This is a genomic window from Pseudoalteromonas sp. PA2MD11 (genome assembly GCF_017808125.1).
Taxonomy (GTDB): domain Bacteria; phylum Pseudomonadota; class Gammaproteobacteria; order Enterobacterales; family Alteromonadaceae; genus Pseudoalteromonas; species Pseudoalteromonas simplex.
Genome location: NZ_JADKNF010000018.1, coordinates 52540 through 78698 on the forward strand (window position 1 = coordinate 52540; position 26159 = coordinate 78698).

Sequence of the window (26159 nt, forward strand, 5' to 3'; positions counted from 1 at the left end):
AGCGAGTTACTGTAAGCCTTACACCACATAAGTGATGAAGGATCACGATATAGTCATCCAAAAAGAGAAACTTATCGCAGCCTTTTATCGAGAGTTAGTCGGCTATTACAATACCAAAAATGGTTTTTCAACACATTTTGATGCGATGCCGCTTGAGGTGCAGCAAGCGCTATTGAATATGTCTTTTAATCTTGGTTTCACGCGCTTAAAAAGCCAATATATCAATATGAATGCTCACATAAAGAAAGAGAAATGGGCTGATGCAGCATTGCAAAGCAATCGCATTGGCATTCAGACTCAGCGAAATCTCTACGTAAAAAACCTCTTTCTAAAAGCGCAAGCTAGCGCAAAAAAACCATAAGGATTATATTGATGAACTTTAAACATTTTACAACATCCTCAATATTAGCTTTGTGCGCGCTCTGTTTGTTAGCTTGTCAGCATGCGCCTACGGTAAATGAGCAGGTAAAGCAAATGCGCTGGATAAACCCTGATGTGTTTGATGCATCAAAACATACCCGAGGTAGCTTATACAGTTTTGAATTTGACATGACATTCAGTGCAGTGAATGGCGAAAATGTAACCGTTACAAACTGCCTAGAATTAGCTTTGTTTGGTGAGGACCGAGTTAGCCCGCCAGAATATATTTACTGGCAATCAATAAAAATCGACTGTGAAGTAGTAGAAAGATATTATCTTAGCTCCGAAAACGCTGTAAGCTATTGGCCTGAGTCATTTGACTATGAGCTAATTAAACAATTTCCGGCAACTACGCTCCCCTATGTAGGCGGCCAAACGCTCGAAGGTCGAACCGGTACACTTTCAGCCTATGATGCTAATCTTAAGTTTATAGAAAAAAAGAATGACAATCAGATTCATGTTGATGTAGACGATATGGATGTTTATTACGTTCAGTTGGCCCGCGCAGATTTTAATAGAGACGGCGTTCAAGATATTTTTGTTCTTATGGATTGGTATGTGAAAGATGCGTTTGGTAAAGGAACCGATTGGGTGGTGTTAACGAAACTATCACCGAATTCAGCCCCTATGATGCTCTGGCGAAAATAGAGTGCAGAAAATGGGGTTGTGATATAACAAACGGCTTTACGCAGACACTCTAGCATATGAACTTTTTGTGGTTTAGCTGTGCTTATTATATTTAAAACTCTCCGGCTGATTAGCTGGGGCGTTTGCCCATAGAAACTTTTATGCGAAACTCGCCTAATGCAGCTGGCGGCCAAACATATTTATGTCCAAATATGCGTTATCCTCAACGTATGCTCGCTCTCAATGATGGCCTTTAGAACGCTCATAGCAAAGGCCATTTCTCTCGAATATTTTAATTACGTAACATATGAATCATCAAACATTTAGTTAGAGGCTCCTTCAAGTCGAACTTCTAACATCAATGAATAATGGCTCTGCATTGGTGTTACTATTTAATCAAAATCTCATCGTGCCTGAGATTCTCATTTTGAGTGGCAATCGCCACGCCAAAACTTGCTTTGCTGAATAGACTGGCGTAACTTAACACTGGTACGATGAGTCTATAAAAATAAAAAGGTCAAACGTGACGATTAAACAAGAATCGGTGTTTATTAAACTCGCCGAAAGCCAAACTTTACATTTACGCCGTATCAGTAAGACTGATGCGAAAGGCCCTGCGGTGTTTTTTATGCATGGCGCCGTTGAAAATGGCAAAATCTTTTACACCCACAGCAATAAAGGCTTGGCGCCATTTTTAGCTGAGCATGGCTATGTTTGCTATGTGGCAGATTTACGTGGTCGTGGTGAGAGTAAACCTGCGATTTCAAAGTATGCAAAGTATGGTCAAACCGAGGCTATTTTAGAAGATATCCCCGCATTTTTAGATAAAATTAAACAGCTTGAAGGTGAGCCTGCTCGTTATTGGGTGGCACACTCATGGGGCGGGGTGCTAATGAACAGTGTGTTTGCCCGTTTTCCTGAGTTGATTGATGATGTGAAAGCCTGCGGCTATTTTGGTTCTAAACGGTCTTTGTATAACCATCACCCAAGCAAGTATATTCAAGGTAATTTGATTTGGTATGGGTTGGCGCCCTTAGTTGCCCGTAAGCATGGCTTTGTGCCGGCTAAAAAGCTGAAATGGGGCAGTGATGATGAAACCCGTAAGTCACATTATCAAAGTATGCAGTGGGCTAAGCGTAAACCTTGGGTCGATACAGACGATGGCTTTGATTACGCAAACGCATTAGCTGATAAGGCACTGCCGCCCATTATGCATGTGGCGGGTGTTAAAGATAAAGCTCTATGCCAGCCGATTGATATTGAAAAATTTATGGAAGAGTCGGGCATCGGTAAGCAAACGATGATCATTTATGGCCGTAAGTTTGGCCATAAGGTCGATTATGATCACATTAATATGCTTACTCACCCACAGGCGCGTTTTGATCAGTTTGTTGACTTGTTGAACTGGTTTGAGACTCACGCATAAGTGTGTGCATTGCGCTCTCGTAGCGTTTGTATTTCTCTAATGCTTTATCAGTTAACGGCTGTCTTACAGCCGTTTTGCTGAGCGTTGCCACCGGTTTTTTTGATTTATAAAAATCTAAGAACTGTGTGCTGTACTCGATGTTTAAGAACTTACACAGGGCTGTTAGTGTTTGTTCGCTGTCACTGATAAGTGCTTCATAGCTTAAATCAAAAACCGCCTCTGGCATCACATTTTGCCAATGCTCCATTAACTGCTGATACAAATCAAAGTACTGTTTAAACTCTGGGAGTGAACAAAAATAAGGTTCGTTTTCAGCAAAATAGTTGCTAAACACCGACCACGCAATTGCATCATATTCGCGCTGCATATTAATAAACTTGGCGTTAGGAAAGAGTAAGTAAATCAATCCAAGTGACTGATAGTTAGCAGGTAGCTTGTTGATCATAAAAGGGCGCACAACTGGCGCTTGTTTTATTCGTTCAATATAAATATTGCGGGCATTGTTAATCAGCCCTTGATTTAGCTCTGCTAAGCAATCTGGGTAGGGGAGTTGCGTTTGTTGTTCAAGGTATGCAACAACCTGATTACTGATACTGGCATCTTCGCCAAGGCTGGCAAAGTCAACGTGGCTTGCCAGCATTTGCTCTACCAGCGTTGAGCCACTTCTTGGCATGCCAATTATAAAAATGGGGGTAATTGTGCCTGTGAATGTTTTGTCTCTGGCATCAATTAGCTCAGCTGTATTTTGCTCTATGATGCGCTGATAAAATGGCACTAAATCACGGGTTCTAAACTGCGTGAGTTTTGTTTGTAGCTTATTAGCTAGGCTGAAGTAGTTAAAAGCTTGTTCTGTATCATTTAACTGATCATAGCTTTTACCAAGGGCATAATAACACACCATTTTTAAGCGCAGGTTATTGGTCAAAGTTAAAAACTGGTGTAGCTCATTTATGTAATTTTGTTCGTTGTTAAAGCGCCCAAACTGTACTAGTTCAAATAAAATGTACGCCGTCACTGGGTAATTTCCCATACCGAGTGCATGCTTTAAAATACTGTACGCTTTGTCTAACTCACCATAAGTTAAATAATGCTGGGCAAGGTAGTAATGTGGCTCAGGGTTATGGCTGGCAATTGATTTAGCATATTCGAGTACAGTTAAGGCATCTTGCGGTGAATGCACGCCATTAAAAGCATCGGCAAGGGCATGGAGTGGTTCAAGCATGTGCGGTAGTCGTTCACAGGCTCTTTGTAGAAGGTAAACCGCTGCATCATAACGTTCTAAACGCAGTGCAATGCGGCCCAATCCAAATAACGCTTCGCCATTTTCAGGATCTGAATCGAGAAGGGTTTTAAAATGAAATTCGGCCTCTTTAAGCTTGTTTTCATTCAGTAGTTGATTCGCTTTTTCTAACAGCATAGGAATGGCGGGTTATTTGTTATTTTTATTTACTATAAAACGAAAAAGGCGAAATGTCTTTCGCCTTGGTTAACTATAAATATCCAGAAAAAATCCGGGGTATCGACTTTCTAGGTTGATTGCTCAACCTAGAAAGCTGTTCTATTTAGAAAGTATAGGTAGCTTTCACGTAATAGAAGCCGCCGTTGATACCATATGGCGACGTTTCGTAGTATTTACCACCCCAGTTATTGTTAGGGATGCCAGTACTATCGAAGAAATCAAGTTTCTCTGCTTCTTGGTCGAATAAGTTTGTCGCACCAACAGAGAAGCTAAGCTCTTCAGTTAGGAAGTAAGTCACTTCTGCATCAATCGTTACTGCAGCATCAGCTGTTTTCGCTGTTGCATCGTAATCTACGTGAACACCTTGGTATTCGCCATAGTAGTTAACACGTGTAAATGCAGAGAAGCTCTCCCATTGTTGTGCCCAGCTAAGTGTTGCACGGTGGTTTGGTAAGTCATTTTCTAAACGGCTTACTTTAAATTCACCAGTAATGTCTGTTGACTTAGTTACTTCAGTGTCGTTCCAGTTGTACGCTAAGCTGAATGTTGAGCTACCGCCTAACAAATCAGTTGAGTAGTTAGCTACTGCATCAATACCTTGCGTTGTTGTATCAAAGTCATTGGTGAAGAAGCTTACTTGCGCTAAGTTTTGTACGTTTGGTACGCCTGCTGCTTCAAGTGTGTCTTTATCTGCTTGACTTAATTCAATTTTATCTGATTGACTGATACGGTCATCTACTTGGATGTTGTAGTAGTCAACTGTGAAGAATAAGTCGCCAAGTGTCCATACTGCACCAAACGTGTAGCTTTGAGACTCTTCAGGTTGTAGCTCTGTACCACCTAATTGCACTGCAATTGGGTTTGTTGGTGGTAAAAGTGCCGAGTCAACAAGTACACCGCTGCTTAGGTTAGTTTGAACGTTACTTACGTTTGCTTGACCAACAGTTGGTGCACGGAAACCAGTACTGATTGAACCACGAATGTTCAAGTCTTCAGTTACGTGGTATTGACCCGTTAACTTGTAGTTAGTTGTTGAACCAAATGAATCATAATCTTCATAACGTAGTGCTAAGCCCATTAAGAAGTCTTCTGTGAATGGTGCTTCAACATCAACGTATGCAGCATAGTTACGACGTGTATACTCGCCCGCATCAGATGGTTTGAAACCAGGGAAACCGTTCGAGCCGATACCAAAACCTTGTTCAGTTAGTGGACCAGCTGTGAAAGACGCTTCGTCACCAGAAACAACTGTGAATGTTTCTTCGTGCCATTCTAGACCACCGGCAACGTTTACATCGTAAGCTAAACCAAAGTCAAAACCTTTTGATAAATCAGCATTAAAGTTTTTCTCTAACTGTGAGTATTTACCTGGGCTGAAATCGCGCGGGCTTTCTGGGCCTAATGACGCATTGATTGTGTCATAGATGAAGTAACGCGATTCGTTGTAACCAACTGTACCGCTTAAGTCATAGTATGCACCTTCAAGAAAACCAGATGTGATTTCACCTTTAGTACCAATTGTTAATGCAGTATCTGTGATATTACCACCGAAGTTGGGTGTAAAACCGCCCGGAAGCATTTCGTTAAACGCAAAACAGTCTGGGTTGTTAGCAACTTCATCGATGTATCTTTGGTTATCTAAAACGTTATCATCAATCATGATATCGGTAGGACAGTTACCGCTCATATCGCCAGTTAAATCACCAACAAGCAGTGTTTCACCGCCGTCATTTGAGTAAACACCTGGGCGAGTGTGTGGGTTACGATAGTAGAAACCACCACGTACATCACGCTCAGAGTAGTTACCAAACATGTAGAATTCAGATGAATTACTTAACTCAAGACCGATGTTACCAAAGATAGTAATATCATCATCAACTTCTGGTGCACCCCAAACTTGTGCTAACGAAGATACTTCAGGCACACCTGCGGCATCTAGTGCGGCTGCATCAGGGCGTTGTACTGAGCGGCTAGTCGCATCAGCTGTTTTATATTGGAAGCTTAAGTTAGCAAAACCACTATCGGTAAATGGTAGACCCACGTTACCAGAAATTTGCGTTGTATCTCCATCGCCTTCGTAGTATTCACCTTGACGTATTTCGAATGAGCCGCCTTCAGAGGCATCTTTTAATACAAAGTTCATTACACCTGCGATTGCATCAGAACCATACTGTGCAGCAGCACCATCACGAAGTACTTCTACTTGCTTTAAGGCAATACTTGGAATAACAGAGATATCGGCACCTTGAGCACCATCATTAATACCACCGCCTAAGAAAGCGATAACAGATGCACGGTGACGGCGTTTACCATTAACAAGTACTAAAGTACTGTCAGAAGGAAGGCCACGTAAGTTAGCTGGGCGAACAAGTGACGCAGCATCACTAATTGGGTTTTGGTGAACGTTAAAAGAAGGAACGGAGCCTTTTAAAAGCTCAAGCATATCAGTGTTACCACCTTTATCTAGCTCTTCACCACCAATGATATCAATGGGTACTGGTGAATCACCGATTGAACGTGGTGCTGAACGAGTACCCACCACGGCAATTTTCTCTACATTTTTGTTAACTTTCGTTTCTTCAGCTGCTTGCTCTGCAGCAACAACCGAACCCGACACAAACAGGCCTGCTGTTGTTGTCGCTAAAGCAAATTTAATTGCTTGTTGTAGCGCATTATTTTTGAATTTCATTCCGACTTCCCCAGTTAGAATAGTTATGATTATGTCACCAAATAAAGTATTAGAACTTGGTGTAAATCTCTTATACATCCTGTAAATAATTTTTGCAAATTGTTAATTTTATGTTGTTTTGTGTGTGTTTCTTTGTTTTTTGTCGTTCTTTTGTGGATTATCTTATTGAAAGTAAAGAGGATAATTTATTCTAGATATTGGATTTTAGCGTAAGAAAATATATAAATTATGCAAAAATAATTAGATAGAAGGCTTTTTTGGATGGTTTTTGAACGGTTTTTGATTTGGAACGGTCTATTAAGCTTGTTGCAAATTATTGCTTAACCGCCATTGTTGCAGTTTTTCTCGGTATTCATCCCATACACATGGGCAACAGCTACCACCTCCACAACACTCATCTGAAGCTGGTTTTTTGGGTTTTGGCTCAGCTTGTTGTTTAGGTTGGTTCATTTTTAATACTGAAAAATAGTTACGAATAGAGTATTAAGGATAAAGTAAAATCTAATATAAGTAAATTATGCTTTGTGAACGTCGCATGCTGTGTGAAAATAACTAAATGCGATTATATAAAGTTATTCATCGAGCCCCATTTCGAGTGGCTAAAATTACCAAAAAGCGTCAAACATTACGTTTTAAGCGCGCTATGGTAGCACTCAAAATCGCACTTGCCCAAGAAAAGCAAGAAACAAAAGAAATGCTTCATATTTATAGGCGATACACCCAAGGCCAAGCTACTAAAGAAGAGTTACATACTGCTAATGAGCAGTTTTTAGATATCTTAAAAGGGCTTGGTTTAGGTGTGTTTGCAGTTTTACCCTTTGCGCCTATTACCATTCCTTTGGTTGTAAAGCTGGGGCAATGGGTTGGTGTCGATGTGCTACCTAGTTCATTCAATATAAATAAGTCAATTAAAGAGCTGGATCAACAAGTAGCAAAAGAAGAAAAAGAGAAACAAAACAAAGACTGATTAGGTTTTTTATCTGATTTTGCCTATACCTTTTGTATCAAGATATTGGTATGCTTAAATACCTTTTCTTTATATCGAGTCGTTTAATGAGTTCATTAATTCGCCATTCTTCTTCGGGAATTCCCCTGTCATTTATTGCTAAAGCTGACCTATCAACGTGGTTAACCGAGCAGCCGCAAGCCTTACAAAATTGGCTAACAAATTGTGATTTTAAAAATAAAGGCATGGCCTTAGTTGCTAATAATGAAACCGGCTCACTTGAGCATGTTTATTGTCTGGTAAATGATTTACAAGACTTTTGGTTAGCAGGTGACTTATCAACAAAACTGCCTGCAGGTTGTTACCAAATACAAGGTGATGAAAAGTTTGTAGAGCAAGTAACACTGGGCTTTGTGTTAGGCGGTTACGAGTTTAGTGAATATAAAGAAAAACCTTCGCCACGCGCTACCCTTGCCATTAAAGACGAATCGTTAGTAAAGCGTTTATCTCAGTATGCAAGTGCAATTAATTTAGTGCGTGATTTAGTGAATACGCCTGCTGCGGATATGATGCCGCAGCATTTATCACAAGTAATGGCTGATTTAGCTGATACCTTTGATGGTGAGTTCTGTGAGTGGGTGGGTGATGAATTATTAGAGCAAAACTACCCAACGATTCATATGGTTGGTCGTGCGTCTGAGAATAAACCTCGCTTACTTGATTTACGTTGGGGCGCAAAAGATGCACCGCAAATTACCTTAGTCGGTAAAGGCGTGTGTTTTGATTCTGGCGGTTTAGATTTAAAACCAAGTTCAGGTATGCGCAACATGAAAAAAGACATGGGCGGTGCAGCACATGTTATTGGCCTTGCGCAGTTAATTATGGCTGCCAACTTACCAATTCGCTTACGTGTTCTGGTACCTGCGGTTGAAAATGCGGTTTCTCGAAATGCATTTAGACCGGGTGATGTGATCAAAACTCGCAAAGGGATCACAGTAGAAATTGATAACACGGACGCTGAGGGCCGTTTAGTGCTGTGTGATGCACTTGCTGAAGCACAAAATGATAACCCCGATCTTATCGTTGATTTTGCAACCCTTACAGGTGCTTGCCGTGTTGCGCTCGGTACAGAATTACCTGGCTTTTTCGCAAATAACCGTGAAGTGGCTAATAAACTGATGGATGCAGGCGAAAGCTGTCATGATCCTGTTTGGCAACTGCCATTATTTGATCAATACAGAGCATTATTAAAAAGTGACGTAGCAGATATTGCTAATTGTGCTTCCACTCCATTTGGTGGTGCGATCACCGCGGCACTTTACTTAAAAGAGTTTATTGAACCAAGTACGCCATGGGTTCACTTTGATGTGATGGCCTGGAACTTACGTGCATTACCGGGTCGTCCTGCAGGCGGTGAGGCACTGGGTATTCGTGCTGTGTTCAACTACCTACAAGATCGCTTCCAATAAATTAAAGTTGGTAAAGCTCTAACGGTAAATCATCGGGATCGGCAAAAAACGTAAATTGCTTCCCGGTGATTTCATCCACTCTTATTTCTTCAACCGAAATGCCTTGTTGTTCTAAATAATGCTTAGATTTTGCAATATCGGCGACTTTAAACGCCAAATGGCGTAGCCCTTGTGCTTCTGGATAGCTTGGTCTCGGTGGCGCTTCAGGAAACGAAAAAAGCTCTATTTGGCTGCCATCAGGAAGTGCTAAATCTAATTTATACGAGTCACGTTCAGCGCGGTATTGTTCGTGAATGATTGGCAGCTTTAATATTTCATTATAAAAATGCTTTGATTTTTCATAGTTGCTACAGATGATTGCAGCATGATGTATGCCTAATAGTTCCATAAATTAATCCTTTTATGCCCATAAAAAAACGCGGACTCAGCCGCGCTTCTCTATAAATGATAGGGGGATTACTCTGCCGCTTTACATGCTGCAACAGCCGGTGCAACCAGTTCAAGACCTGTTTTATCACACTCAGGTAGAGTTGCATCAGAAACCGAGATAGGTGTTACACGCTCGCCCCATTTAATGTAACTCGCCGCCCAAGTTAAACCAGCACCAAAGGCTGCTGACATAATGTTTGAGTTAGGTTTGATAAGCCCTTGCTCAACCGCTTCACAAATTGCGATCGCAATTGTTGCAGCAGAGGTATTACCGTAATCGGCAATGTTCACCATGACTTTTTCGTCAGCTACTTTCAAACGTTGCTGAATAGCTTGGATAATACGTAAATTGGCTTGGTGAGGAACTAATACGTCAATGTCATCAAGCTCTAACTGCGCTTGGTTCAGAACGTCGTCACAAGCTTCGCTCATCCCTTTAACAGCACGTTTGAAGATTTCGCGACCTTCGAATAATAAGTTAGAAGGGCCAATTGGCTCGTACTTATTTAAATCGCTACCGAAGTTTTCGATATGCAGAATGTCGCGATCTTCACTGTCGCAACCTGTTTTAGTGGCAAGTAAACCTGATGGTGTGTCTGAGGCTTCTAATACCACGGCACCAGCACCATCACCGAATAATACAGCACTGTCGCGACGTGCCCAGTTTATGTACCACGTCATACGTTCAGCGGCAATAACGACTGCTTTTTTGATCATACCAGCACGAATTTGTGCCGTTGCTGCTTGTAATGCATATAAAAAGCCTGAACATGCAGCGTTTGTGTCCATTGCTGCAGCGCCAACCGCGCCAATGTTTTTTTGCACTAAAGAGGCCGTATTTGCCACCATAGTTGATGGTGTACAAGTCGCAAGAAGTACAAGATCAATGTCTTTACCATCAACACCAGCACAAGCAAGCGCTTGTTTTGCGGCAACGGTCGCTAAATCGGCAGTAGAAACATGGCTGACACGGCGAGATTTGATGCCTGTACGTGTTGTGATCCATTCGTCATTGGTATCAACAATATTGCTGATTTCATCATTGCTGATGCTTGCTGGTGGTATACATTTACCCCAGCCAGTAATTTGGGCATAAGACATAATGTGTTCTCTTTATGTGGTCAGACTTGTTAAATTTTCCCGAAGTTATATCAAAATTCACTTGTTAACACTAGTTCATTGCCGCGCTATGTCGTAAATAATGGCATTTACTCAGTATTTAAGTTAAACCTAGTATAAAAATGAGGCGATTATGAAAAAAATAAATCTAAAAATAAGCACATTATCGGTACTATCTTTGTTATCTACGTTTGTGGTTAATGCACAAACCACCCTTATTCATGCAGGAAAGGTACTTGTTGGCACTGAACAGAGTGTTAAAGAGCAGCAAACATTGGTTATTGAAGGTAATAAAATTGCTGCAATAAAAGCAGGCTACTTAACAACACAGCAGTTAGACCTCAATGATGCAGATGTTATTGATTTAAAAAATCAGATGGTCTTGCCGGGTCTAATTGATATGCACGTTCATGTTACCTTTGAGCGAGATGCAACGCGTAACCCACATCAATGGGTCACTGAATACGAAGCAGATTATGCACTACGTTCTTTAAAATACTTAAAACGCACGGTTAATGCGGGTTTTACCTCTGTGCGCGACCTAGGTAGCAGCTATCAAGTTATCTTCCCATTAAAACGAGCGGTTGAGCGTGGCGACATTGTTGGCCCGCGCATTTTTGCAGCAGGTGATATGATCACACCGACCGGCGGCCACGCTGACATGCATGGCTATCGCCGTGATATTACCAAAGCGACAGAGGGTGGGGGATTAGGTGTGTGTGATGGTGCTGACGATTGTACTCGTGCGGTACGCGATGTAATTAAAAGTGGTGCCGATGTGATCAAAATTACGGCAACAGGGGGTGTTTTAAGTAATACAGCGGCCGGGGTTAATCAGCAATTTACTGATGAAGAACTCAGTGCCATTGTTAACACTGCTCATCATTTAGGCCGAAAAGTCACCGCTCATGCTCATGGCACAGAAGGTGTAAAAGCAGCCCTCAGAGCGGGTGTTGATTCAATCGAACATGGCTCTTTTTTAGATACAGACACGGTTAAGCTTTTTAAAAAGCAAGACGCGTATTTAGTTCCAACCTTACTCGCTGGCGCGACAGTAAAAGAAGAAGTGCTAAATAACCCGAATATGCCAAAAGCTATTGCTGAGAAGGTTGAATTTGTGGCGCCAAAAATGGAAGAGTCGTTTAAATTAGCATTAAAAAACAAGGTTAAAATAGCCTTTGGTACAGATTCTGGCGTATCTAAGCATGGTGATAATGCCAAGGAGTTTGAGTTATTAGTTAATTATGGCATGACGCCTAAGCAAGCAATTAAATCAGCCACCGTTGAAGCTGCTAAACTATTAGGACAAAGTCATAACCTTGGCGACTTGAGTGTTGGTAAACAAGCAGATATTATCAGCGTTAATATGAATGTGCTTGATAACATTAATGAACTTAGTCAGGTTCAGTTTGTTATGAAGGGCGGTAAAGTGCTCAAACAGTAAGGGTTACTATGGGCGGTAAAATTAAAGAGACGTTATTTAATCATTTAATTGATGCTGAGCGGCAGCTACTTGAGCCAGAAGTTCGGCAATCTGCTGAAGCGCTTGATGCATTACTTGATGATGATTTTATTGAAATAGCTGCTGATGGTACGTCTTTTAATAAGTTCCAAGTGTTAACCCGTCTGCCAACTGAGGTAGTACCGCAGTTTTATAATCAACACTTTAAAGGTCGAATGCTCAGTGATGATATTGCACAGCTGAGCTATCAAGCAGCCTTTAGACGTTCTGCGCGGTCAGAGTTTAATTACTCCATTCGTATGTCACTGTGGCGTTTTAATGGTAAACAATGGCAAATGGTGTTTCATCAAGGAACGCCTTGTGCTGTTTTTACAATTTCAATGGACGATGATTAAGTTTTAAAGAGTCCGTTATGCAAACCGATCCGGCGATTAGTCGCCTACTAATTTTAAGAAGCGCCGCAATCGCCGTACAATTTGTTGCTGTTATTGCGGTGTACTTTCTATTTGAATACCAAATCCCCTTACTGCCTTTACTTGCTGTTATTTGTGTTGAAGCAATCTTTCAGCTGCTAAGTATATTCGCTTATAGAAAAGTAACCAAAGCCAGACCAGCCGCTTTACTGATGCAGCTGACAGCCGATTTACTGTTTTTAACGATTTTGCTGTCATTAAGTGGCGGGGCTACCAATGCATTTGTGTCGTTATTACTGTTACCGATAATGATCGCTGCGGTCTCTGTTAATGCGAAAGGGCTTGCTTATACCGCAGTGCTGGCAATCGCCGCTTATAGCTTTTTACTGATAAATATGCCTGAGCACACCATGCACCAAATGCAGATGACGCATCATTTTATTGGTATGTGGATTAACTTTGTTATTAGCGCCATTGTTATTGCTTTTGTTATTGGTACATTAAACAGTACATTGAGAGCAAGAGAAGCCACCATTGCACGAACTCGTGAGCAACAATTAAGGCATGAGCAATTATTAACGCTTGATGGCGCTGCTGCACAAGTAACGCACCAACTTGCAACGCCTATCGCAAACTTACAGCTGTTATTTGAAGAACTGAAAGAACAACAAGCTGATGACCCCATTGTACAAGAAATGGCTAAGCCATTAGCCCAGTGTAAAGAACAGCTTGCTCATTTTAGGTCGCTTTCAAATGCCTTAAGGACCGGTCAAACACGGCAAGTGATCAGCGCTGAAACACTACAAAGCACCATTCAAGATGCGATGACACTGCATTTTCCAGAGCAAAACTTACAGTGGCTAAATAACGCCCCTGATTGTTCGATTTTAAGTGATGCCATGCTGTTACCGGCTATTTTAAACTTGCTGCAAAACGCCGTATCGGCGAATAACCATAATCAGCAATACTGCGTAGAAGCTAAGTGGCACATAGATCAGCAAACAGTTTCATTGTCGTTACGTGATTTCGGTCAAGGTTTTAGCGAACAACAAATGGCATCATTAGGTGGCCAACTCATGCCAAGTAACAATGGTATGGGGATGGCAGTTATGCTTTCGAATGTGACTTTAGAGCGCTTAAATGGCTCATTAACACTAAGCAATCACCCACAGCAAGGTGCAATTGCGATGGTTAGTTTAAAAATTGTATGAAACTTTTAATTATTGAAGACGATGAAAATCTTGCCAGCACACTGGCAAGGCGTTTTACAAAACAAGGCTTCACATGTTCACTCGCTCATAACGCTGAGCAAGCTTTACAGCATATAACCACTTTTGAGGCGAGCCACTTTCTAGTGGATTTAAAACTCGGGGATGATAATGGACTTGCCCTGATTAAACCCTTAAGAGCACAATTTCCTTCAGCTCGCATTGTGTTACTCACTGGGTTTGCCAGTATTGCCAGTGCAGTCGAAGCCATACGATTAGGTGCTGACGACTATTTACCAAAACCTGTCGATTTTAATTCACTTTTAAAAACAATCTTGGGAGACACAGAGGTAAACCTATCACTTGAAGAATCAAAGCCAAACAAAATTATGTCGCCAGAGCGCCTTGAGTGGGAGCATATCCAACATGTTTTGCACAGTAACGATGGTAATATTTCCGAAACTGCGCGCCAACTGAATATGCACAGAAGAACATTACAGCGTAAATTACAGAAAAAACCAGTTAAGCAGTAAAGTGATTATTAACGTAAGTAAAATAATTAGAAGGCGTAAATCAGTACAGGATTGAATTCTAAATAGGTACAAAATTACGTGTTTTAAATTTGCTGCATCGCTGATCCTTAACTAAAGTCATGTTAAACCTAATCGTTGTATGAGTCTGGTGTATGCATTTTTATCAACTTAACTTTTTCGCAATTTTTTTTGCAGGTCTTGCTTCATTCTTATTGGGAATTGTCTGGTATTCACCTTGGTTATTTAAGCGTATTTGGATGGAGAGCTGTGGTCTAACAGAGTTAGATTTGCAACAAATTAATCCATTTAAAGTTTTTGGTAGCAGTTTAATATTATGCTGTTTGATCTCATTTAGCTTTTCATTATTTGTTGGGCCCAATGTTGCTGTTGGGGTGGCTGTTGGTACAGGTTTTATAATTGGTTTATGTTGGGTAAGCCTTGCTATAGGCATAGGCTACATATTCGAGCAGCGGCCGTTAAAACTGTTTTTGGTAAATTCAGGTTATGCTATTTTACAATTTTCATTAATTGGCTTGGTTTTGGGTCTCTGGTCATAGCGTGATAGCATGCACTTTTTGAAATAATAAATGGATTAATGGCAAAACCAAATAAAAAAGGGCCAACTAAAACGGTCGATATTTTTTGTTCACAATGTAAAACGCAGTTATTTAAATACCGTAAAGGTGGAAAAGGCGCGTTGGTTAAATGTTTTGTTGAACGGATTAGCCAAGATTTTACCAATGACACCGGTATTTGCCCTGACTGCCAACGCCCATTTGCCCGCCAGACCATGATCCGTGGTACTCCAGCTTTAAAAATAATCGGTGGTAAGGTTACCCATAAATAGAATTAAAATACGGACATTTATCCTCGTTTCTCACTCATGCTCTGATACTATTGACCGGTTTGCTGTTTCAATGAATGAAAACAACCCTCCCCATGGATTGGGCCAGTTGTATGGGTATAAACATATGAACAAAATGGACTCACGCACGTGATAGCACTTTTATTTGATATTATTGGCATGACAGGCACATTCTTAGTGGTTGGTGCTTTCTTTTTACTACAACTGAATAAAGCATCGCCAACCGGCCTTGTGTATAACATGATGAACTTAACGGGCGCAATTCTGTTACTGATCAGTCTTTGTTATAACTTTAACCTTGCTAGTTTTGTTATTGAGATTTTCTGGATAGCGGCGTCACTTATTGGATTATATAAGTACATCAAAGCAAAGCGCACTGGAAATGTTGAAATAGCTTAATTAAGCTTGGCTCATTAAAACAGACGTTTTTAGAAACCCATTTACAGTTGAAAATGGGTTTTTTTGTCGCTATTTAAGAAAACTTTATAAACTTAAATTATAAAAACATTGCAAGCTTACCAATCTTTTGTATTAATAGTGTAAACATGGTGTTGCTTTTGCAACACGGGCTATAAGTACAGGTATCGCTTACCGTGGATCTTTTCAGATGTTCAGCACTTTTTACTATTGCAGTTGCCTCAACCTCGCCAGTGGTTGCAAACGCGACTGAAGAGCAAGACTTATTTTCTTTAAGTTTTGAAGACTTACTTAATGTTCAAGTCGATATAGCAAGTAAAACCAACGAAACTTTGTCATCAGTCCCTTCTACAATAAGTATTTTTAGTCGTAAGCAAATTCAAGCATTAGGGGTTGATAACGCCTACGAAGTGATGAATTTTGTGCCTGGTATGCAATCAACTCGAGGTGATTGGGTAGGGGCGGTGCCTAAAGATCATGCTCGGGGCGTTTATCTAGATAGCGGTAATGTTTTAGTGATGATAAATGGTGAGCGAATAAATGAATCATCATTTGGTAAGGCTTCTGTTTATTTGCCTTACATACCTGTGGAAGTTATCGAAAAAATAGAGTTTATTCGCGGCCCTGGGTCAGCACTTTATGGCAGTAATGCATTTTTAGGTGTTATGAACATTGTTACGTCTAAAGAGCGAAATGCACTGCAATTTGTAGTTGGTAACAATGGCCGATACGGTGCAACAGGTCAGTTCAACAGGATATTTAGTGACAATACACGTATTTTTGTAAATTTCGCTTATGAACATAAGGACGGTGAAAGTTATCCGCAGGGGGTCAAAGATCCACTTGAGGCAATTTATCTAGACGCAGGTATTGATTATAAAAAACTGCAATTACGTGCCCGTTACAATGAAACATCCCTTGATGAATTTTTAAACCTCGCTGGATATTCTAAGCAAAACCAACATAACAGTGATAACACCTTTGTGGGAATTAAATACAACTGGATCAATAACGATAAGTTAAAGCTAGATTCTAGTTACTCATTCACAAAGCATAATATTTCAAGTGCAGGGTTAATTGCTACATTTGACGATATTCCAGACTTTCTCGTTGGCCCTGCGTGGCAAACAACTGACAGTAAATTCGAAACTGAGCTAAGTTATCAATTCGATAACCAATGGCAGCTTGCTGCGGGAATTGAATACTCAGAAGCTAAGCAAACTGAAGCAGGAGTTCGCACGTCTTATTATGATTTCGATTCAGAGCAAATAATTATCGACCCTGCCTTTGAACAGCAAGGGATCGTGTCTGTGATGGACTTTCCTGAGTTTTCGTCACTTAAGTTTACATTCGAAACCTTGAGTGCTTATGGACAGCTAAAAATACCATACTCAGATGCACTTACTTTATTTATTGGCGCACGCTATGACGATGTGAAGGACATCGACAGTAAACTTTCTCCACGTCTTGCGGGTGTCTATAAAATAAATTCAGAACATACTGTTAAGCTGCAATATGGTGAATCGTTTAGAACACCGGTTACCAATGAGCTTTTTTCAAATGATGATGTGACAATTGGTAACCCATCGCTTCGCTCTGAGTCGATAAAAACCACTGAACTTGTTTGGCATTATAAAACCTCAGAGTTACAAGCTAATGCAGTGCTTTTTTATAATGAACTTAATGATTTTATAAATATTGAGCCAACATTATCAGATGATGCATTGTTTACCTTTACAAACTCATTCAACACCCAAAACAGTGGTATCGAGCTTGATAGCACTTGGCAATCAAGTAAAAATTTTTCGATTACAGGCACTTATACGCAATACTTTGAAGATCCCATCAATGCGAGCTTTAAGCGCTTTGCAAGCATAATCAGTAGTTATAACTTATCTGATTCATGGCAGGTGAGCTTAAACTTATTGTGGCGCGATACAGTTGAAGTAAGCTCAGAGACAGGTGCTCACTTTAAACAATCTGCTTACAGCTTATTGGGTGGCAGTTTAAAATGGCAGTTAAACAACAACAGCCAACTAATGCTAAAAGCAGAAAATTTGTTAGGAAAAAAATACAACGCATTTGATCCTCGCATTGACAATGGCGCAGTCGCTGGTACAACTGAGGAATTATCGTTACACTATCAATTCAATTTCTAGTTGTCCTGTTCGTAAGGTTTGAATGTCGTCATTAAGTAAAAAATTTATTGCAGCAGGTGTATTGCTAATCATGCTGTTAATATTAGTTTTTTATCTCGGTAGAAGCCATGATTACGAACAAGCTCAGCATCAAAGTCAAACACAAGCTACCCAGCTAAGCCATTATATCGCAAGTGAATTAGCACGATTTAAAACCATTCCTAGCTTAGTAAGTGCCAATGATTTGGTAAAATCATTTATTGTCGAAAAAGGTGCTGGTGGAGATGCGGTCAATGATTATCTTGAAGATATTCAGCGAGCGAGTGGGGCTTCAGATGTTTACGTAATGGATTTGTCAGGCACTGTTTTAGCAAGTAGTAACTGGCAAGTTGACTATACTTTCTTAGGAAGTAATTTTGCTTTTCGGCCGTATTTTTATTTAGCTAAACAAGGTGAAAAAGTTGCTTATTTTGCTTTGGGTATGCGCTCTAGTGAGCGAGGCTTTTATTTTTCTGAGCCGTTATTTTATCAAGGCGAGGTGGTTGCGGTAGTGGCACTAAAAGTTAATGCCAAAAAATTTGAACAAGACCGCCAGCTACTTAATGCATCAGACACTTCACATTTCTACATTGCTCTTGAAGACAACGTTATTGTTATGTCTGATGTAGCTGATTGGCGTTTAAAGTCACTTAAGCCCCTTGATAATCAACAAATGGCTGCATTAGTTAAATCGCGCCGATATCTGTCACATAAACCCACTTTACTGCCCTATACCCATAAGCCTCTAAATGAACAAACCATACTTCAAAAAGTTTTATTAAACGGTAAGCAATCGCGCTTTATTAGTGCTGTTGAAAGCATTGATATCATTAACGCCAAAGCGAGTGTGTTGGTGGATGTGACGAATGTCGAGCTTGCACAAATCCCTAGGCTTCTTTGGTTTAGTGTGTTTTATGCTATTGCGGTAGTACTTATTCATACGGCAATGGTACGTTTTGCTGGTTATAAAAAGCTATTGTTTTCTAGGCACAGTCTTGAGCAAGAGGTTATAGAGCGTACTCAGGCTCTCGAAAAGGCTCAAAAAGCGCTGATCCAAACAGCTAAACTTGCAACTATTGGTCAGTTAAGTGCTGGCATTAACCATGAAATCAATCAGCCATTAAGTGCCATGAATACCTACTTAGTGAGTGCAAAAAGGTTGCTTATCAAAGGAAATATTGAGCAAGCCAGCGAAAATTTAGTCCTGGTGCAGTCGTTAATAGAGCGTGTACACAAAATTGTTGCACAGCTAAAGCATTTTAGTAAACCGGCACAAACTCAACTGAGACAGCAAAGCTTAGCGAGTATGTTAAAAAATGCCTTAATGATTGCAAGCGCACAGTTAAAACAAGATGATATCGAAGTTAAAGCCGCAGATATTGATGCAAACATAACAGTATGGGTCGACAGCGTTAAGTTTGAGCAAGTCTTGGTTAACGTGATCACTAATGCCAGCCAAGCAATGAGTGAATCTGACAAACGCGAACTGAGCTTTGAACTTGAACTGTTTGACGACCGAGTAAAGCTATCAATTCTCGATACTGGCCCGGGTATTGATCAACATGCATTAGGTAATATCTTTGAGCCATTTTATAGCACTAAAACCAGCAATGGTTTAGGCCTTGGCTTGTCTATTTCAAGGCAAATAATCGACTCATTTAATGGCCGCCTAACGGCCCATAACCGCCTTAAGGGCGGAGCACAATTTATTATAACTTTACAAACTAACAAGGAAACATCATGAGTGAAGTTGCAGCGACCTGTGATCAGGTAATCGTTATCGATGACGAAGCGGTGATCCGTGATTCATTGAAGCAGCTCCTTGAGATTGAAGGTTATCAAGTTCAGTGTTTTAGTGAGCCTACAGCGGCACTTTCAAAATTAAGTCGTCGCTTCGAAGGTATTGTACTAAGCGACATAAACATGCCAAAAATGGATGGCTTGGCATTTTTAGAGCAAGTAAAAGCCTTTGATAGCGAGCTACCGGTTATTTTTCTTACCGGCTTTGCTGATGTATCTGTGGCCGTTAAAGCCATGCAGCTTGGTGCTTATGATCTATTTGAAAAGCCGCTAACTGAGCAGTTATTAGATTGTATTGCTCGTGCTTCAGAAAAACGTGCGTTAGTAATGGAAAACCGCGCCTTAAAAATTGCTGTTGAAAAAACGTCTGCGCCCGGTGTGCGTATTTTGGGTGAAACCGAACAAATGCAACAAATGATGCATTTACTTAATGCAGTAATCGATACGCCAGCAGATGTGCTAATAGAAGGTGAAACAGGCACGGGTAAAGAGTTAGTTGCTCGCTATTTACACGATCAAAGTAATCGTTCAGCGGCTAATTTTGTTGCTATAAACTGCGGCGCAATACCTGAGCAACTTATTGAAAGTGAGCTTTTTGGTGCAGCCAGTGGTGCATACACAGGGGCGACACAATCTCGTCAAGGTAAGTTTGAATTTGCCAAAGGCGGCACTGTCTTTTTAGATGAAATAGAGTCTACGCCTGCGAGTTTACAAGTAAAGTTGTTGAGGGTGCTTGAAGAGCGCAAAGTAACCCCTGTAGGTGACAACCACGCCATTGATTTAGATGTACGTATAGTTGCTGCTACCAAAGTAGACTTAATGACACTAGTCGAAGCAGGGGAGTTTAGAGCCGATTTATATTACCGCCTAAATTTAGTAAAAGTGAGTATTCCGGCATTACGTGACAGAAAAGCTGATATTCCACTGCTTTTTAAACACTTCAGCTCGATAGCGGCGACACGTTTTCATAAGCCGCCTGCGCCATTGAGTAGTGAAGCTAAACAACGACTCCTTGCGTATGATTGGCCGGGAAATGTGCGAGAGCTTAGAAATCAGGCTGAACGTGCGGTATTGCTAGGTTCTGATCTTGCGTTTGCTTCTTACAGCGACACAAATAATCAAAATGAACTTGCTCAAGATCTAAGTCTTGCTGAGAAGATTAGCTTTTATGAGCAGTCACTCATCGAAGAAGCGCTAGAGCGAAACAACGGCAGCATAAAAGACACCATGGTCACATTACAAATTGCCCGTAAAACCCTTTACGACAAGATGACCAAATACGGTATTAATCGCGAAATGTTCAAAGACTAAACAACTCTCTCACATTAAACTCTTCACAATGGGTGGAACAGGTGACAGCATATTTTTAAAAATGTGTGGAAATCCACCCATAAAAGCCAGCCTCTTTTACGTCAACAAAGTTAATTCGCTGTTATTTAACATCTTTTTTAAAATTAACTAAGTTGGCAACCAACTTGCCTTACTAGTTAGGAACAACAATTTGAACCTAATAAGGGGCGCATAATGACAACAATATTCACTCATACAAAAACACGCGTAGCAGCGGCTGTGATTTTAGCGAGCACAACTGGCTCAGCAATGGCAGCAGACTACGCGGTATACGGTAAAGCAGAAGTTCAAATAGCAAACACAGATACAGGCGTTATGCGCTATGTTGATGAAGGTACGCAAATCGAAGCACCTTTTTCGCGCATTGGTATTAAAGGTAGCCACAAACTAACTGAGTCGCTTAAAGCAGTATTTAAATACGAAGTGCAAGTAAAAGGCTTTGAGCATGATGATACCAGTGAGCCATTTTCAGCTCGTAATACTTACTTAGGCCTTGCAGGCGATTTTGGTGAAGTGGTTGTCGGTCGTAACGACACGCGTTTTAAATATTCTGAAGGTAAAGTTGACGGTTTTAACGAAACCCAAGCAGATATTGCACAGCTGATCCCTGGTCAAGACCGTATCGGCGATACCATTACCTACAGCTCAAAAACATACGGTGGCGCATCACTTGCACTAACTTATGCTCCAAAAGATGACAGCAGCAACGATGAGGATGGTTTTGCGGCAACGGTTATTTATGGTGACCGTGCATTAAAATCTAAAGACTACTATGTCGCTATCAGCCATGTTGATGCACTTAACAAGTTGACGGCAAGCCGTGTTGTTGCCGCATGGAAACTTGAAAACCTACAGTTAGCGGGTTTATTCCAGCGCAGTGAATCTACCGACGGTACGAAAGAAGGCAATGGCTATGCACTTAGCGCAAGCTATGCAATCGATAAATGGGTACCTAAGCTGCAATATGTTAAAGACGACTCAAAAATTCGCCATGCTGAAGAAGGTAAACAATGGACAGCAGGTGTTGACTATGTGTTCGATAAACAAACCACTGCTTACTTATTCTATACTGATTTAGATTTAGAACTTGAATCAGATAACAGCGTTGCACTTGGCCTTAAATACAAGTTCTAAGGAGTCGGTATGTCATTAGTAAATCAAACAAAAGATGGTTCACAGCCACGCCCATTAATGAGCACAGTGATGTTACTGCTAGGCCCATTAGTGATGTTATTAACTTGCTTAATTGATCCACCAGCGGGTATGAGTGTACCTGCATTACGTACTGCAGGCCTTGCATTTTGGATGGCTTCTTGGTGGGTAAGCGAAGTTGTGCCAATTCCTGCGACGTCTTTATTGCCACTAGTTATATCACCTCTTGCTGGCATTGCAGCAATCAAAGGGGTCGCGTCACCTTATGCACACCCTTTGATCTTTTTATTCTTAGGCGGCTTTTTGATCTCAATCGCGATGGAGCGTTGGGGTTTACACAAGCGTATTGCACTTAACACCATGCTTCGTGCTGGTACTAAGCCAAGCCTACAAATTTTAGCCATGATGTTAGTAACGGCATTTTTATCAATGTGGATGTCAAATACAGCGACTGCTGTGATGATGTTACCGATTGCAATGTCGATTACTATGTTGGTTAAACAGTCTAACCCAGATAATGACCAATTTGGTAAAGCATTGTTATTATCAATTGCCTATGGTGCTAGCATCGGTGGTATCGCAACCTTAATCGGTACGCCACCAAATGCATTAATGGCTGCATACCTATCAGATAGCTACAAGATTGATATTGGCTTTGCTGAGTGGATGAAAGTAGGTGTACCACTTGCGACAGTTATGCTTATTTTATGCTGGGTGTGGTTAACTAAGTTTGCCTATAAAGTAGATACACAATGTGCAAAAAGTGCAAGCAAAGACACTAAATCTTTATTCTTGTCACAGTTACAAGAGTTAGGAGCTATGCAGCGCGCTGAAAAAGGCGTAGCTGTTGTATTTGCTTTAGCTGCAGTATGCTGGATTTTTAGGCCTATGATTGCTGATTTCTCTGGCCTTAAAATTTCTGATACGGGCATAGCGATTGCTGCAGCATTGATGTTATTTGTGTTACCAGCAAATAAAGGCGATGGTGAGCGAATCCTTGATTGGGAAAGTGCAGCTAAAGTGCCGTGGGGCGTGTTGCTACTATTCGGTGGTGGTTTAACACTAGCTGCACAAATCAAGTCGTCTGGCCTTGCTGAATATATTGCCCATATGATCGAGGGCGCAAGCGCTATTCCGTTAGTTTTAAGTGTTTTAGCGGTAACGGCTCTTATTACATTCTTAACAGAAATAACCAGTAACACAGCCACTGCTGCAGGTTTCTTACCACTATTAGGTCCAGTTGCTGAGTCAGTATTTGGTACACCGCTTGTGTGGGTCATTCCTGCTGCAATTGCATGTAGCTGTGCGTTTATGATGCCAGTTGCGACACCACCAAACGCGATTGTGTTTGGATCAGGGCAAATTCAAATGCGCGATATGATCCGTTCTGGGTTCGCACTTAACTTAATAGCTATTGCCATGATCACCTTAGTAACAATGACTGTAGCAGCGAGTGTATTTGCTTTTTAAATGTAAAAATTAATGAATACAGAACAATAGTTTCAACTCTTACCAACCACTCACAGCGCTCTTTATGGGCGCTGTTTTTATTTGCTCTCGATTTTATTCATCGTTATAGTTGTTTAAACCTTTTTGATGAGTACTCGTTTTGGTCGATCTAGATTCACAATTACAAGAACAATATTATCAGCTGAACGATGCATTTTTAGCTGAACCTTACTTACCAATAGATATTAGAATAAAGCTTCTAAAACGCGTCAAAGTTGCGCTTATTGAGAACGAGCAGGCTTTAGTGAATGCTTCAAGTAAAGATTTTGGATACCGTACAGCCTTCGATACTGTACTAGGCGATATTTTCCCAACAGTTAAAACAATCAGTGATGTGATTAAGCGTTTGCCAAAGTGGGCAAAAAATGAATCTCGTGGTGTTGGACTTAGTTTATGGCCTTCGTCTGCACATATCAGTTATCAGCCGAAAGGGGTTGTAGGCATCATTGCCCCATGGAATTATCCAATTCAACTTGCGTTAGTTCCTGCCATAACCGCATTAGCCGCAGGCAATCGCGTAATGCTAAAGTTAAGCGAATATACACCTCACACTAACGCAGTTATAAAAACGATTTTGGCTGATGAATTGAAAGAGCATTGTATCGTGATTGAAGGCGAAGCAGAACTTGCTGCAAAATTTTGCCAACTTCCTTTTGCTCATATGCTGTTTACTGGTTCAACCGCTGTCGGCCGTAAAGTAATGCAAAGTGCTAGTAAAAACCTTACCCCAGTGACGTTAGAGCTAGGTGGTAAATCGCCAGTAATTGTTCTTGATGATGCAAATATCAAAGAAGCAGCGAAAACTATTTTATTTGGTAAATTGAACAATGCAGGGCAAATTTGTGTTGCTCCTGATTACGTATTTGTTCCAAAGCGGCTTGAGCATCAGTTGGTAATGCAGCTTTGTGATATTTACCGAAAACATTTTAAACAAGGTGTTGAAGGTAAAAATCTGACTTCAATTATCTCCGAGAGTCAATACCAGCGATTAGCTGCTTATTTAGTTGACGCAAAAGACAAAGGCGCGCAAGTATTTGAGCCGATAGAAGGTCATCAAGTTGATGAACTAAAACACCGTATGGGCTTGCACATTTTAACGCAAGTGAATGATGATATGCGCGTCATGCAAGACGAGATCTTTGGCCCCTTGCTGCCCATTATCGGTTATGAGTCATTGCAGCAGGTGATTGATACGATCAATGGTGGCTCATTACCTCTTGCTTTGTATATTTTGGGGCACGATAAAGAGAAAATCAGTAAATTAAGCACATCAATCAGAAGCGGTACATTAGCAATTAATGATGTATTGATGCAGGTAACAGCAGATCAGCTACCGTTTGGTGGTATTGGTGAGTCAGGGATGGGGCACTATCATGGCATTGAAGGTTTTAAAACCTTTAGCCATGCACGAAATACCTTGGTATCCGGTAAGTTTAACCCTCGCACTAGTTTATTGCTAAAACAAAATAAGTTGCTGATCAAACTATTAAAATGGCTGTACTTGCGCCCTTAAGCGCAAGTACGAAGTTTATTTATAGACGCCCGTCAGGTGCGTATAAACCAGCCTGTATTTTTGCATAAATGGCATCTGCTTTTTCTTTAGCAGCTTCAATTTCTGCAGGCATCATACTTCGCTCATCAAGCTTACGGCTATGACTTGCATCCATGTTGCCGTTGTATTCAGCAATGGTATTCCAAATGTATGATTTTTCGAGATTCTTAGGAACTCCTAACCCTTCGTAATACATTAAAGCCATGTTGAATTGCGCAAGAGTAAAGTTATTTGCAGCCGCCTTTTGGTACCAACTAAGCGCGGTACGGTAATCTTGAATTACCCCTTCGCCATTGGCATACATAACCCCTAAATTAAACTGTGCCGCTGGATGGTTTTTTTGTGACGCCATTTCATACAATGAAATGGCTTTTTCTTTATCAAGTTTGACACCTTTACCTTCTTGATAAAGTACACCCAATGCGAACATTGAATCAGCATGCACTTTTTTTACTGCTTTTTCGTACAACTCTGCTGCTTTACGATAGTCTCGTTGCACACCAAAGCCACCTTCGTACATTTTAGCAAGCTCATACATTGCAGGGGCATAACCTCTGTCTGCAAGGTAATTAAATTCATGAAGCGCTTCTTCAAAACGGCCTTCATTTGCCGCTAATTGGGCATCTTCAAGACTGGCATTTGCTAAAGGTGACAAGATTAACGTGCTAGCGAGCAATAGTGATTTAAAATTAGGCTTGATCATAGTCTGCCTCCAAATGTGTGTTAGGTATCAATAACAAAGCATTCAGCTATTGATAAAATGCCTTGCCAAACAGCCTCAGAGCAAAACATCACTTTTAGTTTAGCCCCAACAGCTGCAAATGCCCAATTTATAGACAGCGGCAAGCTTTGCAATTAACAAGTAGGCTTAAGATACAGATTTTCCAAAAAAATTAAAGAAATAAAAAAAGCCCTTAGCGGGCTTTTTCGTGTCATATCTACCGTCACCGATATGAGCAATGTAGCAAGTAAAGTGTAACGTTTTATGTCTATGTTTGGGTCGAGGAAACAGATGACAATCAAGAGTTACATCTTGAACTAACTTGGTAAAACAGCATCAAAACCTTTAACAGTATGATGTTGCTGTGAGAATAGTCTAGCGAACCAAGTTGTTGATAACGATTATTACTTAGGTTT

Annotated in this window: 24 protein-coding genes; 18 read left to right on the forward strand and 6 right to left on the reverse strand. The window is 40.8% G+C overall.

The genetic code is table 11. From position 1 onward, the window contains the following. Positions 1-34 precede the first annotated feature (34 nt). The 3 genes from ISP07_RS17265 to ISP07_RS17275 all read left to right on the forward strand — a co-directional run bounded on the left by ISP07_RS17265 (position 35) and on the right by ISP07_RS17275 (position 2473). Entirely contained in the window at positions 35-361 is a 327-nt protein-coding gene (locus tag ISP07_RS17265) for a hypothetical protein (protein WP_209328361.1), read from the forward strand. 113 nt (positions 362-474) lie between these two features. Then, positions 475-1068: a hypothetical protein gene (locus ISP07_RS17270; RefSeq protein WP_209328362.1), complete on the forward strand. Its 594-nt coding sequence runs from the start codon at positions 475-477 to the stop codon at positions 1066-1068. Positions 1069-1570: 502 nt separating this feature from the next. Then, entirely contained in the window at positions 1571-2473 is a 903-nt protein-coding gene (locus ISP07_RS17275) for an alpha/beta fold hydrolase (RefSeq protein WP_209328363.1), read from the forward strand. On the opposite strand, the gene ISP07_RS17280 is transcribed toward ISP07_RS17275, so the two are convergent. The 3 genes from ISP07_RS17280 to ISP07_RS17290 all read right to left on the reverse strand — a co-directional run bounded on the left by ISP07_RS17280 (position 2406) and on the right by ISP07_RS17290 (position 7071). Then, positions 2406-3890 carry a tetratricopeptide repeat-containing sulfotransferase family protein gene (locus tag ISP07_RS17280; RefSeq protein WP_209328364.1) on the reverse strand — a complete coding sequence of 495 codons (1485 nt, stop codon included), beginning with the start codon at positions 3888-3890 and terminating at the stop codon, positions 2406-2408. The genes ISP07_RS17275 and ISP07_RS17280 overlap by 68 nt on opposite strands. A gap of 145 nt (positions 3891-4035) precedes the next feature. After that, positions 4036-6621, reverse strand: coding sequence for a TonB-dependent receptor plug domain-containing protein (locus ISP07_RS17285; RefSeq protein WP_138599852.1), 2586 nt, complete (start codon positions 6619-6621; stop codon positions 4036-4038). A 297-nt stretch (positions 6622-6918) separates the two neighbouring features. Continuing rightward, positions 6919-7071, reverse strand: coding sequence for an oxidoreductase-like domain-containing protein (locus ISP07_RS17290; RefSeq protein ID WP_082389209.1), 153 nt, complete (start codon positions 7069-7071; stop codon positions 6919-6921). 106 nt (positions 7072-7177) lie between these two features. On the opposite strand from ISP07_RS17290, the gene ISP07_RS17295 reads away from it, so the two are divergent. Together ISP07_RS17295 and ISP07_RS17300 are read left to right on the forward strand one after the other, a co-directional pair. Beyond that, a complete protein-coding gene (locus ISP07_RS17295) occupies positions 7178-7588 on the forward strand; it encodes a hypothetical protein (protein ID WP_054552118.1) in 411 nt (136 codons plus the stop codon). Positions 7589-7674: 86 nt separating this feature from the next. Then, positions 7675-9036: a leucyl aminopeptidase family protein gene (locus tag ISP07_RS17300; protein ID WP_209328365.1), complete on the forward strand. Its 1362-nt coding sequence runs from the start codon at positions 7675-7677 to the stop codon at positions 9034-9036. 1 nt (position 9037) lies between these two features. Here the strand turns inward: ISP07_RS17300 and ISP07_RS17305 are convergent, their stop codons facing one another. Both ISP07_RS17305 and ISP07_RS17310 read right to left on the reverse strand, forming a co-directional pair. Then, positions 9038-9424: a VOC family protein gene (locus ISP07_RS17305; RefSeq protein ID WP_209328366.1), complete on the reverse strand. Its 387-nt coding sequence runs from the start codon at positions 9422-9424 to the stop codon at positions 9038-9040. Between the two features lie 68 nt (positions 9425-9492). Next, a complete protein-coding gene (locus ISP07_RS17310; protein ID WP_209328367.1) occupies positions 9493-10566 on the reverse strand; it encodes a ketoacyl-ACP synthase III in 1074 nt (357 codons plus the stop codon). Between the two features lie 151 nt (positions 10567-10717). Between ISP07_RS17310 and ISP07_RS17315 the strand changes: the two genes are divergently transcribed. The 13 genes from ISP07_RS17315 to ISP07_RS17375 all read left to right on the forward strand — a co-directional run bounded on the left by ISP07_RS17315 (position 10718) and on the right by ISP07_RS17375 (position 24983). Continuing rightward, the gene (locus ISP07_RS17315; protein WP_209328368.1) at positions 10718-12028 is read left to right on the forward strand and encodes a metal-dependent hydrolase family protein; all 1311 of its coding nucleotides are present in this window, start codon (positions 10718-10720) and stop codon (positions 12026-12028) included. Between the two features lie 8 nt (positions 12029-12036). Beyond that, positions 12037-12441: a DUF4440 domain-containing protein gene (locus tag ISP07_RS17320; protein WP_054552122.1), complete on the forward strand. Its 405-nt coding sequence runs from the start codon at positions 12037-12039 to the stop codon at positions 12439-12441. Positions 12442-12458: 17 nt separating this feature from the next. Further along, positions 12459-13670: a sensor histidine kinase gene (locus tag ISP07_RS17325; protein ID WP_209328369.1), complete on the forward strand. Its 1212-nt coding sequence runs from the start codon at positions 12459-12461 to the stop codon at positions 13668-13670. Continuing rightward, positions 13667-14200 carry a response regulator transcription factor gene (locus ISP07_RS17330; protein WP_209328370.1) on the forward strand — a complete coding sequence of 178 codons (534 nt, stop codon included), beginning with the start codon at positions 13667-13669 and terminating at the stop codon, positions 14198-14200. Before ISP07_RS17325 ends, ISP07_RS17330 begins: the two co-directional genes overlap by 4 nt. Positions 14201-14352: 152 nt before the next feature. Next, positions 14353-14757, forward strand: coding sequence for a DUF1761 domain-containing protein (locus ISP07_RS17335; protein ID WP_054552125.1), 405 nt, complete (start codon positions 14353-14355; stop codon positions 14755-14757). A 38-nt stretch (positions 14758-14795) separates the two neighbouring features. Next, positions 14796-15047, forward strand: a complete 252-nt coding sequence (locus ISP07_RS17340) for a hypothetical protein (RefSeq protein WP_054552126.1) — start codon at positions 14796-14798, stop codon at positions 15045-15047. Positions 15048-15194: 147 nt separating this feature from the next. Continuing rightward, complete coding sequence (locus tag ISP07_RS17345; protein WP_209328371.1) at positions 15195-15464, forward strand: CBU_0592 family membrane protein; 270 nt, start codon at positions 15195-15197, stop codon at positions 15462-15464. Between the two features lie 194 nt (positions 15465-15658). After that, positions 15659-17641 (forward strand): TonB-dependent receptor plug domain-containing protein, encoded by a 1983-nt coding sequence (locus ISP07_RS17350; RefSeq protein WP_209328372.1) that lies wholly within the window; start codon positions 15659-15661, stop codon positions 17639-17641. A gap of 22 nt (positions 17642-17663) precedes the next feature. Then, positions 17664-19403 carry a sensor histidine kinase gene (locus tag ISP07_RS17355; RefSeq protein ID WP_209328373.1) on the forward strand — a complete coding sequence of 580 codons (1740 nt, stop codon included), beginning with the start codon at positions 17664-17666 and terminating at the stop codon, positions 19401-19403. Beyond that, positions 19400-20770: a sigma-54-dependent transcriptional regulator gene (locus ISP07_RS17360; RefSeq protein ID WP_054552130.1), complete on the forward strand. Its 1371-nt coding sequence runs from the start codon at positions 19400-19402 to the stop codon at positions 20768-20770. Before ISP07_RS17355 ends, ISP07_RS17360 begins: the two co-directional genes overlap by 4 nt. 213 nt (positions 20771-20983) lie before the next feature. Continuing rightward, entirely contained in the window at positions 20984-21943 is a 960-nt protein-coding gene (locus ISP07_RS17365) for a porin (protein WP_209328374.1), read from the forward strand. Between the two features lie 57 nt (positions 21944-22000). Beyond that, the gene (locus ISP07_RS17370; RefSeq protein WP_228290669.1) at positions 22001-23431 is read left to right on the forward strand and encodes an SLC13 family permease; all 1431 of its coding nucleotides are present in this window, start codon (positions 22001-22003) and stop codon (positions 23429-23431) included. A gap of 139 nt (positions 23432-23570) precedes the next feature. Continuing rightward, positions 23571-24983, forward strand: a complete 1413-nt coding sequence (locus ISP07_RS17375) for a coniferyl aldehyde dehydrogenase (protein ID WP_209328376.1) — start codon at positions 23571-23573, stop codon at positions 24981-24983. A gap of 19 nt (positions 24984-25002) precedes the next feature. Here ISP07_RS17375 and ISP07_RS17380 read toward each other — a convergent pair whose 3' ends face one another. Then, positions 25003-25725 carry a tetratricopeptide repeat protein gene (locus ISP07_RS17380; RefSeq protein ID WP_054552133.1) on the reverse strand — a complete coding sequence of 241 codons (723 nt, stop codon included), beginning with the start codon at positions 25723-25725 and terminating at the stop codon, positions 25003-25005. Positions 25726-26159: the final 434 nt, after the last annotated feature.

Excerpts from the sequence above, each read along its gene's own strand:
- ISP07_RS17315 (WP_209328368.1), top strand. The coding sequence starts at position 10,718 with ATGAAAAAAATAAATCTAAAAATAAGCACATTATCGGTACTATCTTTG.
- ISP07_RS17360 (WP_054552130.1), top strand. The coding sequence starts at position 19,400 with ATGAGTGAAGTTGCAGCGACCTGTGATCAGGTAATCGTTATCGATGAC.
- ISP07_RS17340 (WP_054552126.1), top strand. The coding sequence starts at position 14,796 with ATGGCAAAACCAAATAAAAAAGGGCCAACTAAAACGGTCGATATTTTT.
- ISP07_RS17265 (WP_209328361.1), top strand. The coding sequence starts at position 35 with ATGAAGGATCACGATATAGTCATCCAAAAAGAGAAACTTATCGCAGCC.
- ISP07_RS17365 (WP_209328374.1), top strand. The coding sequence starts at position 20,984 with ATGACAACAATATTCACTCATACAAAAACACGCGTAGCAGCGGCTGTG.
- ISP07_RS17325 (WP_209328369.1), top strand. The coding sequence starts at position 12,459 with ATGCAAACCGATCCGGCGATTAGTCGCCTACTAATTTTAAGAAGCGCC.
- ISP07_RS17370 (WP_228290669.1), top strand. The coding sequence starts at position 22,001 with ATGAGCACAGTGATGTTACTGCTAGGCCCATTAGTGATGTTATTAACT.
- ISP07_RS17285 (WP_138599852.1), bottom strand. The coding sequence starts at position 6,621 with ATGAAATTCAAAAATAATGCGCTACAACAAGCAATTAAATTTGCTTTA.
- ISP07_RS17335 (WP_054552125.1), top strand. The coding sequence starts at position 14,353 with ATGCATTTTTATCAACTTAACTTTTTCGCAATTTTTTTTGCAGGTCTT.
- ISP07_RS17295 (WP_054552118.1), top strand. The coding sequence starts at position 7,178 with ATGCGATTATATAAAGTTATTCATCGAGCCCCATTTCGAGTGGCTAAA.
- ISP07_RS17380 (WP_054552133.1), bottom strand. The coding sequence starts at position 25,725 with ATGATCAAGCCTAATTTTAAATCACTATTGCTCGCTAGCACGTTAATC.
- ISP07_RS17270 (WP_209328362.1), top strand. The coding sequence starts at position 475 with ATGCGCTGGATAAACCCTGATGTGTTTGATGCATCAAAACATACCCGA.
- ISP07_RS17330 (WP_209328370.1), top strand. The coding sequence starts at position 13,667 with ATGAAACTTTTAATTATTGAAGACGATGAAAATCTTGCCAGCACACTG.
- ISP07_RS17355 (WP_209328373.1), top strand. The coding sequence starts at position 17,664 with ATGTCGTCATTAAGTAAAAAATTTATTGCAGCAGGTGTATTGCTAATC.
- ISP07_RS17310 (WP_209328367.1), bottom strand. The coding sequence starts at position 10,566 with ATGTCTTATGCCCAAATTACTGGCTGGGGTAAATGTATACCACCAGCA.
- ISP07_RS17320 (WP_054552122.1), top strand. The coding sequence starts at position 12,037 with ATGGGCGGTAAAATTAAAGAGACGTTATTTAATCATTTAATTGATGCT.
- ISP07_RS17305 (WP_209328366.1), bottom strand. The coding sequence starts at position 9,424 with ATGGAACTATTAGGCATACATCATGCTGCAATCATCTGTAGCAACTAT.
- ISP07_RS17300 (WP_209328365.1), top strand. The coding sequence starts at position 7,675 with ATGAGTTCATTAATTCGCCATTCTTCTTCGGGAATTCCCCTGTCATTT.
- ISP07_RS17290 (WP_082389209.1), bottom strand. The coding sequence starts at position 7,071 with ATGAACCAACCTAAACAACAAGCTGAGCCAAAACCCAAAAAACCAGCT.
- ISP07_RS17280 (WP_209328364.1), bottom strand. The coding sequence starts at position 3,890 with ATGCTGTTAGAAAAAGCGAATCAACTACTGAATGAAAACAAGCTTAAA.